Annotated in this window: 11 protein-coding genes; 1 reads left to right on the forward strand and 10 read right to left on the reverse strand. The window is 50.6% G+C overall.

The window, feature by feature from the left end:
- Positions 1 to 85 precede the first annotated feature (85 nt).
- The 5 genes from M2277_RS00100 to hrpB form a co-directional block, all read right to left on the reverse strand.
- Positions 86 to 1,090 carry a Gfo/Idh/MocA family protein gene (locus tag M2277_RS00100; protein WP_006211191.1) on the reverse strand — a complete coding sequence of 335 codons (1,005 nt, stop codon included), beginning with the start codon at positions 1,088 to 1,090 and terminating at the stop codon, positions 86 to 88.
- Between the two features lie 42 nt (positions 1,091 to 1,132).
- On the reverse strand, positions 1,133 to 1,492 hold the full coding sequence (locus M2277_RS00105) for a replication termination protein (protein WP_006211192.1): 360 nt from the start codon (positions 1,490 to 1,492) through the stop codon (positions 1,133 to 1,135).
- Between the two features lie 308 nt (positions 1,493 to 1,800).
- Entirely contained in the window at positions 1,801 to 2,988 is a 1,188-nt protein-coding gene (locus M2277_RS00110; protein WP_280753897.1) for an acyltransferase, read from the reverse strand.
- A gap of 183 nt (positions 2,989 to 3,171) precedes the next feature.
- Positions 3,172 to 3,723 (reverse strand): general stress protein, encoded by a 552-nt coding sequence (locus M2277_RS00115; RefSeq protein ID WP_006211194.1) that lies wholly within the window; start codon positions 3,721 to 3,723, stop codon positions 3,172 to 3,174.
- An 81-nt stretch (positions 3,724 to 3,804) separates the two neighbouring features.
- Positions 3,805 to 6,315 carry an ATP-dependent helicase HrpB gene (gene hrpB, locus M2277_RS00120; protein WP_280753898.1) on the reverse strand — a complete coding sequence of 837 codons (2,511 nt, stop codon included), beginning with the start codon at positions 6,313 to 6,315 and terminating at the stop codon, positions 3,805 to 3,807.
- 191 nt (positions 6,316 to 6,506) lie between these two features.
- Between hrpB and gluQRS the strand changes: the two genes are divergently transcribed.
- Entirely contained in the window at positions 6,507 to 7,484 is a 978-nt protein-coding gene (gene gluQRS, locus M2277_RS00125; RefSeq protein ID WP_280753899.1) for a tRNA glutamyl-Q(34) synthetase GluQRS, read from the forward strand.
- A gap of 61 nt (positions 7,485 to 7,545) precedes the next feature.
- Here the strand turns inward: gluQRS and M2277_RS00130 are convergent, their stop codons facing one another.
- The 5 genes from M2277_RS00130 to M2277_RS00150 all read right to left on the reverse strand — a co-directional run bounded on the left by M2277_RS00130 (position 7,546) and on the right by M2277_RS00150 (position 12,769).
- Positions 7,546 to 7,926 carry a DnaJ family domain-containing protein gene (locus tag M2277_RS00130; RefSeq protein ID WP_280753901.1) on the reverse strand — a complete coding sequence of 127 codons (381 nt, stop codon included), beginning with the start codon at positions 7,924 to 7,926 and terminating at the stop codon, positions 7,546 to 7,548.
- 123 nt (positions 7,927 to 8,049) lie between these two features.
- On the reverse strand, positions 8,050 to 8,847 hold the full coding sequence (locus M2277_RS00135; RefSeq protein WP_006211197.1) for an SDR family oxidoreductase: 798 nt from the start codon (positions 8,845 to 8,847) through the stop codon (positions 8,050 to 8,052).
- Positions 8,848 to 9,032: 185 nt separating this feature from the next.
- Positions 9,033 to 9,872 carry a PP2C family protein-serine/threonine phosphatase gene (locus M2277_RS00140; protein ID WP_006211198.1) on the reverse strand — a complete coding sequence of 280 codons (840 nt, stop codon included), beginning with the start codon at positions 9,870 to 9,872 and terminating at the stop codon, positions 9,033 to 9,035.
- A gap of 4 nt (positions 9,873 to 9,876) precedes the next feature.
- Entirely contained in the window at positions 9,877 to 10,629 is a 753-nt protein-coding gene (locus M2277_RS00145; RefSeq protein WP_006211200.1) for a vWA domain-containing protein, read from the reverse strand.
- A gap of 43 nt (positions 10,630 to 10,672) precedes the next feature.
- Positions 10,673 to 12,769 (reverse strand): protein kinase family protein, encoded by a 2,097-nt coding sequence (locus tag M2277_RS00150; RefSeq protein ID WP_280753902.1) that lies wholly within the window; start codon positions 12,767 to 12,769, stop codon positions 10,673 to 10,675.
- Positions 12,770 to 12,921 lie beyond the last annotated feature (152 nt).

Here is a 12,921-nt window from a genome sequence, read left to right on the forward strand (position 1 = left end):
TTGGAGGAAAATGCAATAGACAAAAAAATAAACCGCCTGCTTCGGCGATTTATTACTCTGAAGGCCTATTTAGTTGGCTGCGGTTCTATTTGATCTCCACGCGCGATGAGGAACTGGCTGCACGGAGACAAGCTTCAATCGCACGGATGTTGCTGATGGCGTCATCCGGGCCGTACGGTAAAGGAACGCCATCCATCACCGCTGCTGCCATTGCATCTGCCTGCAGAGCAAAGTGATTATAGATGCCTACCTTCTCTTCACGTGATCCCTTGGCGGTATGAACGAATATTTGAGACATATCCTCCATTCTCTCCCATCCGAAGGCAGAAGGCAGCTCAATCCTTCCCTCTGTACCCGCGATTTCGAGCGAGCATCTGGAATAGGTCCACATCCCGCAATCAAATGTCAGACCCAATCCATGATCGAATTCCATCATCCCGTGAACCATCATGTCTACACCGTCGTGCTCCTCCGAGAAAAAGGCATGGGCTGTCACGGCTTTAGGCTCCTGCCCGTAAATCATCCGGGCAGCGGATATGGGATAACACCCCACATCATATATCGAGCCTCCGCCCATATCCTTGCTGTATCGCACATTGTCTTTATCCTCTGCATTGTTGAAGGTAAAGGATCCATGGATTCCGCGGAGCTGCCCGATTTCACCGCTTTCGATGATTTCCCGCACACGCGCATGCTTGGGATGATACCTGTACATAAAGGCTTCCGCGAACAGCACGTTGTTGGCTTGAGCAACATCGGCCATTTCACGAACATCTTCCTCCGTCAGTGCTGCGGGTTTTTCACACAGAATATGCTTTCCGGCCTGTGCGGCTTTAATCGTCCAGGGTTTATGAAGGTGATTCGGTAGAGGAATATACACCGCATCAATGTCCGGATCATCCAGAAGCTCCTCATAGGAACCATAGTATTTATCAATATGATAGCGTTCCGCGAGCTCACTTGCTTTTTCGGCATTGCGGCTTGCGACCGCCCCGACTTCACAGCGTTCCGATTTCAATATGCCGGGTATCATGGAGTTTCTTGCAATTCGAGCAGTACTCATAATCCCAAAGCGCAGTTTTTTGCTCACGAGGTCATTCCTCCTTCTGCTATATTCCATACGAATGTGTATTCAATAATTATCGTTAACCGCTTTATGAAGTATCCCCAAACATCGATCCAAATCACTTTTAACTTGCTTTTTATAAAGCTTGGCTTTCTCAGCACCGTCATCGGTAAAATGATAGAGTACGATTTCCTGAAAATCGACCCGCGGATCGTTCCCCTTCAGCTGCTTGGTACGGTATAGAACCCCCTCCTGCACCAACTCATGCAGAGCTCGGTAGATTTCGCTTTGCGGCGGTGAATACCCATGGCTCTTGAAGTCCTGACGCAGTTCTTCCAGCATTTGATATCCATATCCGCGCTGCTGCTCCACCATGGTAATGAGATAAACTTTGATAAATGCTCGCTGCGCAATCATAAATGCCATCTGGGCGCCTCCTTTTTCTACAGAGCTATTTGTCCCCATACTTTCCTCATTATAACCCACAGTTTCCCAGTTTGCACAATAGGAGGCATCCTCTTCTTTTTAAACCAGGAAGGGGTGGATTGAAACGTGGAAGGCTGCTATGAGAGCTGAATGGAATCGGGAGTCTCAATCCATTAACTATTGTGAATTTTTCATATATTGAAATAACATAATTTATAATTTCTCACATGTTGTTGATTGGTTCGTTGATGCAAGGTTCGGCAGGCGGTGTTCATAAAAAAACCACCCCTCAGGGTGGTTTCTAGCATTCACATGCCCGTTGTTGATGAATGAGACGGACTGGATGGCTGCAGGGTTCGATTTTTTCTTTTTCCGGTCATTCCGACCAGCCACTTGCCGAACGGTAGCATAGCCAGCAGGCGTGTTGCCCCATAGGCCACAGCCGCACTGATGAGCCACGAAGAAAGGATCCGAATCAGAGGAGGCATGCTGATCAGCCATGATTCGTCAACGACATAGCTTATACGCAGTGTCAACAGATGCATTAGATAAGCTCCATAGGAATACAGTCCGACGGAGGTCAGGATTGAATTCACCCTCGCTCCTCCCTGACGGCAGATCCAGCCGGTCACATCGTACATAACCAATATGGAACTGATCAGGAATACCGACATCATCGGCCGCAGCAGAGACAGCGAATAGAACGTGATCGCTCCATTCTCCGCGGAACGGATTTCATTCACTGCCTGGATGAGCATCCATCCAAACAGGAACAGAAAGATCAGCCATATTCCCGTGCGTGCCTTCTGGATCCATTTTTTCCAGGATGTATGGTACAATCCCGCCGCTGCCCCCAGCGCAAAATAAAAGAAATAATATAGTGCATTTCGATCCGCATAGGTTGTAAACAGCTCACTCCACACGGGAATGTCCAAGCTTCCCATCCATCGGCCAATATCGCTGATAACCCCTGTTAAGCCCACATACAGCAACCCGGACAAGAGCAATATGGTCAACTGGGTTCTCCATCCCCATCGCTCCTTGATTCCCAATATGGCGGAACGGAACAAAGGATACAGCAGATAAAATTGAAACAGCATAATGATATACCAAAAATGCGAGCTGGATTTTCCGGTTAACAGTACTCCCCCAAGATATTTCCAATCCTCTGCCTGGGTAGGGTTGAACCTATTATTGATCAGCAATGTGATCAGTGTCCATACAGCAAACGGAATGTAGATATCACCAAAGCGCCTCTGTATGAACCGGCCATAATGCAATGAACCTTTATCATTATAAAACAGCACCATGCCTGTTATAAAAATAAAGACAGGTACTGCGAACTTGGTCGCCATAAGCAGAACCGCCATCAAAATCCCATCTCCGGTGGTCATACCCGGTTCCACGGTATAATGCGCTATGGAGTGCTGCAAGACTACGGCCAGAAAAGCAATCCCTCGCAGTCGTTCCACTTCCGGTATTCTTTCTCTGGACATTCCGCTCCCCCTTTACGCTGTCTTTCGTTCATCCTAACACACCTCATTGTAAGGGAGACTAACCCCGATCGGGTAATCCAAATTCTTACTGATCCAGATGGTTTGAGCAACAGACATCTGCCTGTATTCATATGTATCATAACAAAACCCGGCTCCTTGCGGAACCGGGTTCGGGTTAACCTCTTACAGCAAATACGTTCCTCGCGGCGGCAGCTTGTCGTCCCGATTCTGATCAACGGCCCCATACTGGTCCTCATTCCTGTAATCGTAGTCGCGGAATATATCGTAAATGCCTGTGTTCTCTTCGTCAGCATCCACGAGTACCAATATTCGTCCTTGCTCTACATAGGATTCATATTCTTTGGCCTCATCCTCCGGTATGCCAAGACCGATGAAACCGCCGACAAGCCCTCCGGCCCCTGCACCCACCGCTGCTCCTGTAAGCGTAGCGGCAATAGGTCCTGCAGCAAGAATGGGTCCTATGCCGGGAATCGCCAAGGCTCCAAGACCTGCCAGCAAACCAGCGGTTCCACCCAGAATGCCACCTGTTGCTGCACCAGCCGCCACCCCTTCAGGTGCCATCGTACCTGTCTGTTCAGCAATCAGTTCAGCTTCGCGTTTATCCTTCGCTATAATGGATATGGCATCATTCGGAACCCCGTGACGCTGCAGCTGCTCAATGGCCTGAGCCGCTTCTTGCTCCGAACGGAATACACCTACAACTTTCTTCTCCATGTTAAACCCTCCTTCATCGGTGGTTGTTCATATCTAACATTACCCGAGGGTACGAGGATTTAAACCTGGAGCCTTGCGTTGTTAAGCCTTGGGTCTGGTCCGATGGGTCGCGATTGCTTCCAGCGGATCATCCGGCCAATAATGTTTAGGGTATCTTCCTTTCAAATCCTTTTTGACCTCAAAATATCCGTTCCGCCAAAAGCTTGACAGGTCTGAGGTCACCTGGACCGGTCTTTGGGCGGGAGACAGCAGATGCAAGGTCAGCGCCACCTTGCCTCCGGCAATGCGCGGCGTATCCTGTAAACCGAACATCTCCTGGAGGCGAACGGCCAGAAATGGCTGTTCGGGGTCACTGTAATTAACCGGGATCATGGAACCGCTGGGTACCCTGATATGGGTCGGTGCTTCTTTGTGCAGCAACTGCTTCTTCTCCCAGCTGAGCATATGCTCCAAGAGAGTTCCCGGTGCAAGCCGCCTGATATCATTTCGATTCCGCAGCCCATTCAGATAAGGCAGCAACCACTCATCCGCACGGTCCATCAGGCCTTCATCCGATACATCCGGCCATGAACCATCCCGTTCATGCCGAAACATGAACGCCATTCGTTCCCTAAGCTGCAGCGCGGCCTTGCTCCACTGAAACAATCCAAGTCCCTCCTGCTGAACGCCCTGCAATAATGCCAGCGCCGTTTCTTCTCCTGTCGGATTCGGATAGGCTTGCTCCTTGATGACCATGGCTCCTAGCTTCAGCTTCTGTCTTGCCCTGATGCTTCCTGATACCGCATCCCATATAACTTCCTTATGGCTTTCCATCTCGTTGCGGTAATACTTATCCAGAAAGCGCTCATCCAGTTCCGCGGCAAGCTGTATGTTCCCATCCGCCCCTTGATCATCAACGGCAGCCACTACCACATACCGGGCTCGGCTCAGGGGCTGCATCGCAGGGAATTTCACTCCCCTTCCACTGCGCATCAGGAACCCGCTTCCGCCCCGGTTCTTAGCCATCCGGTCAGGATAGGCAAACGACAGCAGAAGCCCGCACAGGTCAAGGTCCCCCCGTGTTGAATACGCGATATCCAGCTGTGCGTGGAGTTTCTTAATTTCCTGTCTCATTCGCTGTATAACAGCTTCCTCGCTTCTGTCTTGTGAATGGTATGACTGAGAGCCCTGCTCATAAGAGAGAATTCGTTCAACACGTGAGCGCAAATCCTGATCCTGTATCGCTTCATTTCGGCGCATTATATCCCGTTCCTGAAGCAGAACGGCTATCCGGATGGCCAGTGATGCTTCGTCCATTTCTTGTGCCCTCAGAAGCATATGAGCCAGTCTCGGATGAAGTCCAAGCCTGGCCATATCGTGCCCGTGCCCGGTTATACTGTCCGAATCATCCAGAGCCGACAGCTCCTTCAGTAACGTTTGACCTTGGGTGTAAGCGATCTGAGGGGGTGCATCGAGCCATGCAAGCTGCTTCGGATCACGAGTGCCCCACGCTGCCAATTCCAGGGCAAGCGGTGCCAGATCCGATTCGCAAATGGCCGGCGTGGTGTGCTCCTGCAGGTGGCGGTGTTCCTCCTCGCTCCACATGCGATAGCATACGCCTGCGGTTACCCGCCCTGCTCTCCCTCTTCTCTGATCTGCGGAGGCTTTGGACAGTCGTCTCGTAATCAATTGCGGCAGTCCCGTTCTCGGAGAGAATATCTCCGTCCGCATATATCCGCTGTCCACCACCGTTTTGATCCCTTCAATCGTAATGCTGCTCTCGGCAATACTTGTGGACAACACGATTTTACGTCTTCCGGCTGCATCAAGTTGGATTGCTGCATCCTGCTTCTCAGCCGGAAGCGCACTATACAGCTCACGTATGACCACATCATGGCCTAGACCCGTTCTTACTAATTCATCAGCCGTTCGCCTGATCTCTCGAGCACCTGGCAAAAACACCAGGATATCGCCTTGCTGTTCAGCCAATGCACGATGAATGACCATCGCTGTGCCTCTATGTATCTCGTCCAAGCCAAAGGAGCGCAAATAGTGCGTGGATACGGGAAAAGCCCGCCCCTTACTAACGATAACCGGCGCGCTGCCAAGGAGCTCCGCAACCGATTCAGCTTCAAGCGTTGCCGACATGATGAGCAATCGTAAATCTTCGCGCAGCGCTCCCTGTGATTCCAGCGCAAACGCCAAGCCTGTATCGGCCTGTAAACTGCGTTCATGAAATTCATCAAATATGATCATGCCGATGCCGCTTAACTCCGGATCATCCTGCAGCATGCGGGTCATGACACCCTCCGTCACAACTTCAATCAGGGTATCCTTTCCGATTCGGCTATCCATCCGAACCCGATACCCGATCGTCTCGCCTACACTCTCTCCCAGCGAGGATGCCATATAACTCGCGGCGGAGCGCGCAGCAATCCTTCTGGGCTCCAGCATAATGATTCGCTGTCCCTTAAGCCAAGGTTCATTCATAAAGGCCAATGGCACTTGCGTGGTCTTGCCTGCTCCCGGTTCCGCGATCAGAACGGCAGCCGTTCCTGTAGATAAAGCCATTTTCAATTGTGGCAGTACTTGGTGAATGGGAAGTTCAGTCATGGATACATCTCCGTTATCCTCTTCATATAATTCCTTAATTATATAAGACACCTCCACTGCGTCAAGTGGACCCTTGGCGAGAACAGAGGCTGCTGGCAAGAAACGATGTAAATACGCTACAATATGTGAATAACATACATCGTCAGATTCTGGGTAATCCATCCGATCCATTTCGTCAGAAGGTGATATATATGGAGCAGCACACCCCCATTCGCGGCCGCTTTGCGCCGACGCCATCCGGAAAAATGCATATTGGCAATGCATTGACCGCCTTGCTCGGCTGGCTGCAAATAAGAAGTATGAACGGACAATATATTCTTCGCATCGAGGATATTGATACACAGCGTTCCCGCGAGGAGCTTACGGTTGAAATCCTGAGGGATCTGGAATGGCTCGGTTTGGATTGGGATGAAGGCCCGGGCCGTGACGGCGACTACGGGCCTTACCATCAGGCGGCACGCCAGGCATTATACGAGAGGGAAATTACGAAGCTGCAGCACAATCATCAGCTGTATCCATGCTATTGCAGCAGGGCAGATATTACGGCTGCATCCCAAGCACCGCATGGCATTGCATCGGAAGGCCTCCGTTACCCCGGGACTTGCAGATATTTATCTGAAGAAGAAGCCACAATCAGGAAGCTGCGCAAAAAGCCTTCGCTGCGAATGAAGGTCCCGCAGCAGCGAGTATCTTTTATCGATGGCATCGCCGGGGCACAGTCGTATCTGTTATCCGATGGAGGGGATTTCGTTGTTCGCAGGGCAGATGATATGATCTCTTATCAGCTTGCAGTTGTCGTGGATGACGCGCTGATGGACATTACTCATGTGCTGCGAGGAGCTGACCTTCTGGATTCCACCCCCCGGCAGCTTCTGTTATACCAAGCGCTGGGTTATGAGCCTCCTCAGTTCGCCCACACTCCTCTGATGGTCGATGCCGAGGGCAGAAGGCTGGCTAAACGAACCCGCGGATTAAGCCTCTCTTTTTTACGCGGACAAGGCGTTAAGCCGGAACGGGTTATTGGGTGGTTAGCCTGGACCGCCGGTCTGCTGGAAAAGCCGGAACTTGTTACTCCTGCAGACTTGATCTCGTTGTTCGACCTGTCAAAAATACCGTCTTCCCCGATAAAAATATCGGATGAAACAAGGCAGCAGTTATTCGAAACATAAAAAAACAATCAGCGCCTGCGCTTTCGTTCTTGTGATAAGAAGAAAGGCTGGCACTGATCTGTTATTCCTCACGGGTTAAACGGTCTCTGACTTGGGTTTCATACTGCGCAAAAGCGCTATTGGCGCTAAGCCCGCGCTGTTCCATGAGCAGCTGAAGTCTTAACTGCTTTTCATTCAGCTTGCGTCGAAGCTGGTCCTGTTCACCCTCATTCCGGGCAGCTCCGAGCAGATCGTACAGCTGAACACATTCCTTGCGCAGCGTCACTTCTTCGGGCACATAACCTGCATTCTTCATGATTCGATAGGACATTCTCATATCTTCGGGTAGGTGAGACAGATCATCAATGGGCAGCTTCTTGCCGGCAAACGGCAGATTATCCAGCTCTCCGTTACGAACCGCTTCTTCAATCTTCTGCTCCGCCAATCTGGAAAAAACGCTCATAATGGCATAATCTCCTCCTTGTACCTTGATCATCCTTATCTTATATCAGAGCCGCACGGATTCCAAGTACTACATGGTGAAATAAGCAGAGTCCTAACGTGAAGCTCCTCATGATGATCATATCTACAGGAGCGATTCCGCTCCATCAATGAATATTTGCGCCCCTGTAATATGCTTTGATTGATCCGAAGCCAAAAACGCCACCAAATCCGCAACCTCCTCCGGTTTACCGGGTCCATCCGACAGCGGCTGGCTTCCCTCCGGGTATTCAACCGGAATCACGATCTCCTCCAGATCCCCTTGTTTCTTCGTGCTTTGATCAATGTTGGTCGATATCGCGCCAGGACAGATTACATTTACCCTGATCTTGAATTGGGCCAGCTCCAATGCAGCCATCTTCGCAAAAGCCACCTGTCCTGCCTTGGTTGTGCTGTAGGCACTCATTCCAAAGTTGGAGAAGGTTCGTGTCCCATTTACGGAGCTGGTGATGATGATGCTGCCCTGTCCCCGCTTCTTGAGGTGTGGGATCGCATATTTGACCGTCAAAAACGTACCGTTCAAATTCACGTTGAGCGTCTTGGTCCATTCCTCCAGCTTCATGTCATCGATAGGAGTCATCACGCCGTTGATGCCTGCATTGGCAAAAACAATATCGATTCCGCCAAAAATCTCTACGGTTTCCAGAATAGCCTTCTCCACTCGGTCAGGATCTGTTGTATCCACATCGAAGGCTCTGGCAGATCCTGCCTGCAACTGATTGATTTCCGCTTCCACTTTGTTCGTACGGTCATCGAGCAGATCGAACAGCGCCACGTTTGCACCTTCCTTTGCCAATAAGACTGCCGCAGCCTTGCCGATCCCAGAACCTGCACCCGTGATGATGGCGGTTTTTCCTTGAAAACGTCCAAATCCTTCATTCATCATTAACACGCTCCTTTTTCTTCGTAATCCTTATACATTCATCTGTCACAAGATTACCCAAAAGTGCCTGTTTTATAATCATGTTTTTCAATTTAGCCGCAGCATCATGACCATCAACGAAAAAAAACCGGCCCTCGAAAGGTCCAGGTCCGGTTAATCGTTAACATTCTGTTGCATCCATATAACTACCACATGAATTCCAAGAAGGAAGCGTCATCTTCCAAACCATCCGTATGAAGGGCATTCATCAGCACCTGAACCTGTTCATCCGGAATATGCTCCATCACAGCATCCAGGTCATTCAAGCCATCACTGTATAACTGCAGGCGATATTCGCTCTCATGATCCAGTCTGCTGCTATACACATGCGGCTTGCCTCCTACTGGACCGATGCGGGATGACCAGCGTTCCGCCGTACGAAAATGGTCTCCGAATAGAGAGGTCAATTCCCTCTGCTTATGCCATAAGCGCACACGAGAATCGCCCTGCCAGGCCAGCCATAGCCTTCCTTTGCGGCGAAAGCGCGTGGGAAGCTCGATACGCCCGCAAATATACATCGCTTCGCTTCCCATGCGCTGTTTCTCTTCCAGAACCTCGCGAAGCAGCTTAGGTGTAGCGGAATCTACTGAAAGATCGCGCAGCTCCCGATCCGCTTCGAGCGATAGATCCTTCAGCTTGCGTTCCAGCGATGCGGAGGAGAGCTCCTCCTGATTCTCCAGCCATTCCATAAGCCCCTGACCCAACAGGCGCGAGGCTACATCCCCACGGTAGCTCAGTCCGACGCCGTCACACAGCACAAATCGGCACACATCTTCGTTCAGTGAAAATGCCAGGAAATCCTGTCCCTTCTCGGACAGCTTCACCGATTCGGCCGCCCTACCATAAGCATAACGACATGTAAATAGATCACGAATCCTCGTAAGCGGCTCTTCCCCGGTCTGTTTACTCTCGTAATAATACGTCGATGTCGGAGACTTCTTCCGCGCTCCCCAAGAATCCATGCTTCCAGCATATGATCGCTTCATATTCTTACCTCACCGGCGTGGCTGCCGACATCTGGAATCCGATGGATACCAGCTCCGAGCATGTGCCCGGAAGCATCATCAGGGCGCCGGGACTCAGCTGATAATCAGCTTCGAGCAGCATTTCACGATAGCTTTCAGGAAGAACCGAGGACATCATTTTAAGTTTTCGCGCGTGCTCATCCTCCAATGATGTGTCCGTCAAGATTCCCTTCCAGCGACGAGGTTCAGTGATCGGCTGGTTCATCAGATGATCGGATATAAATATATTCTCGACAAGCACGTTCCCATCCGGAACGCTCATGCTCATAATCCGGCGGGCAATCGGTTCTGGATCATCTCCTGTCGACACTCCATCTGTCATATGGCACACAAGCGGTGCAGGACAATCCTGCATATTCGGAATTTCCGATTGCAGAATTTTCTCTGCCTGAAGAAAGGCTTTAGCCGAATCAGAGAACCTCTTTGGCGTCAAATCAGGCAGTGAACCAATTGCCGCAATCTCGTCAATGCCCTTAATTCCGTTCAACAAATCATATACATCATCGCTATAGGCAAGTATGGCAATCCGGTACCGTGGTGTTAACCGGTTACCCTTGGTCGAACGGAATACCATTTGCCGAATGGCCAGGGATAATGCTTCGTAAACCACGTCGATCCGCCTGCGGTCCTCCATCAGCATATTCATAGATGCGCTGATATCAATCAAATATATGATGAGCGCTGGCGTGCGCTGTGAAGCCTGTATGGTATAGTTCATCGTGAATAACATTCACCCCTGCATTTCGTTATGTTTGCTTCTTTTACAGTTTTGGTATCCAGTGACTGTCGTCACTCATGAATTTTTGCAAATTGTTGCGGCGACTGCTCATTTTGCCAACGGTCTTATAATAGGACTGATCCTTGTTATATAAATTAATAAATTCATGAGCAGCGTTCCTGGCCCGGTCTTTGTTGCCGGCTACCTGTGCATTGTATGCCTTATTGTATAAGGCAACCAGTTCCACAACGTTCTGGGAACGCTGCTTCTGGAGCTGGGCCGCCTGCGCTTGCTGAGCCGCCTTGGCTTGTGCCTTGCGATTTGCCTCGGCCTCGACTGCTGCCTGAGCTGCCGCCTTGGCAGCTGCTTCATCCTGCGCGGCCTTCTTCTTGTTCTCTTCCTGCTGCGCTAGATAAGCCTCGTATTTGGCCTGGTTATCGTATTTTTCTTGCAGCTCTTGTTTCTTCTTCTTCTCTTCTACGGATGCCAGGTAAGCATCATACTTCGCCTGCTTATCATACTTGGCTTGAAGATCGGCTTTTTCCTGCTCTTTACGAGCCTGCTCAGCTTCCGCCGACTTCTTGGCTTCCTCTTCCTTCAAACGCTCCGCTTCCGCGATTTTTGCTTCTTCTTCCTTCTTGGCCGCTTCTTCCTGCTGCCTCCGTGCTTCTTCCTCCTGCTTGCGAATGGCTTCTTGCTCCTGCTGCGCCTGCTGCTCGGCTAAAGCCTCCGCATCCATTTGCCTGCTCTCTGCCTTCTCAGCCAAGATCTGATTGACCGTAATCGCCGAACCAGCCAATATGACAAGTGCAGCCGCACTTGAGATCATAAATTTACGAGATAGTAACAGTGCCTTGAATCCTTTGTTCGATGTGTCTTCGACCGGTCGAAGCTGCTCCTCCAGCCCCTGAATCGCAGCGGCGAGCTCCACCTCAAGCGGACTGTCCTTCTTCACAAAATGATACGCGGAACGGAATATTTCCAGCGCACCTGATAAATTACCCGCCTTCTCCAAGTCACGGGCTTGATGGAACAGCCGTCCAACCACATTATCATTAACTTCTCTTGTACCCGGCTCGATCCCTAGCGATGCTATAACCTCTGCAGGCACTTCCTTCGAACGTTCTGGCGCGGCTTCTCCCTCGTCGGAAGCATTAGCCGCTGCGGCAGCGGCTGATGCGGCTGGAATCTCTTCCACCACTTCTTCCTCGCTCAAAGTAGACAACGCAATGAGCCACTCGCCGAATGTCGGACAACTGCTCAAATCCTGACTGTCCCATGCTCTGCCGAACAAGTCTGAAATCCGTGCACCCCAACGCTGACCCAGCGATTTTTTCAGCAGAAAATATCGTTCGCAAGGTGTCTGCATTTCATGCTGGTCAAAATAGCTCTCGCCCCATGCCCGATTCACGATGGCCGAATCGCTCCAGCCCAGCATTTCCGCAATGATGACAGCCCCTGCAAAACGGTCAGCATATGCACTCCATAGCCCACTGTGCACCGTCCGATGAGCCGCATAACCTGGCGAGCCAGCCAGCAAAACATCGGGGCGGTCCATTTTGGGACTGTACATCTGCTCGACATCTACAAGCTCAACGGCGGCCGTGCCCTCCGGCAGCTTCACTTCCGAAAAAAACGGAAGCATGACATTCGGCGCAGACAGATCGCAATGCGCTAATCCACGCTGCTCCATGCTCGAACCAATAGCTGCCAACGCCTTGGCCAGCATCAAACTTTCAGAACGTCCCAGATTACGCTGATCACTGATAACGTCAAACCAAGTGCAGCCATGTATCCATGGCATAATGACCGCGTACAGCAAATCCGGATATTCCGCTATCAAATCTCCGTTTCTTTCGGGAGTGAGCACCTCTCGGCTGCTTACTTGCAATCCCGGAATCTCGCGATAACTGCCCATATGCTCGGATTGATAAACCATAGCCGGAATTCTGAATTTCGGAAAAAACACTTTAAGCGCTTTGGCCTCATGCAGCTCCCCATCAACAGGAATCAGCTGGTAAACAATGCCTTGCCTCCCTGCCTGTGCATAAGCTACGCCAGGTGCTGCGGGATGTTGTCCTACTGTATAAGCCCTTCCATTTACAACAATCCCATCGCCCGGGTTTGGCTGAAATGTCATGAACATCACCCTCTCTATAACTCCATTACCAACCTATATGCTCGATTAAACGGCAAGCCGTAAATTTTAGACAAAACAAGCTGGATTGCAAGAAAACCGGGTTATCTACCACCCGGTTTATTCTGCCTATTAAACTATTATAATGCAAATGC

This window comes from Paenibacillus sp. LBL (genome assembly GCF_029893715.1).
Taxonomy (GTDB): Bacteria; Bacillota; Bacilli; order Paenibacillales; family Paenibacillaceae; genus Paenibacillus_AQ; species Paenibacillus_AQ glucanolyticus.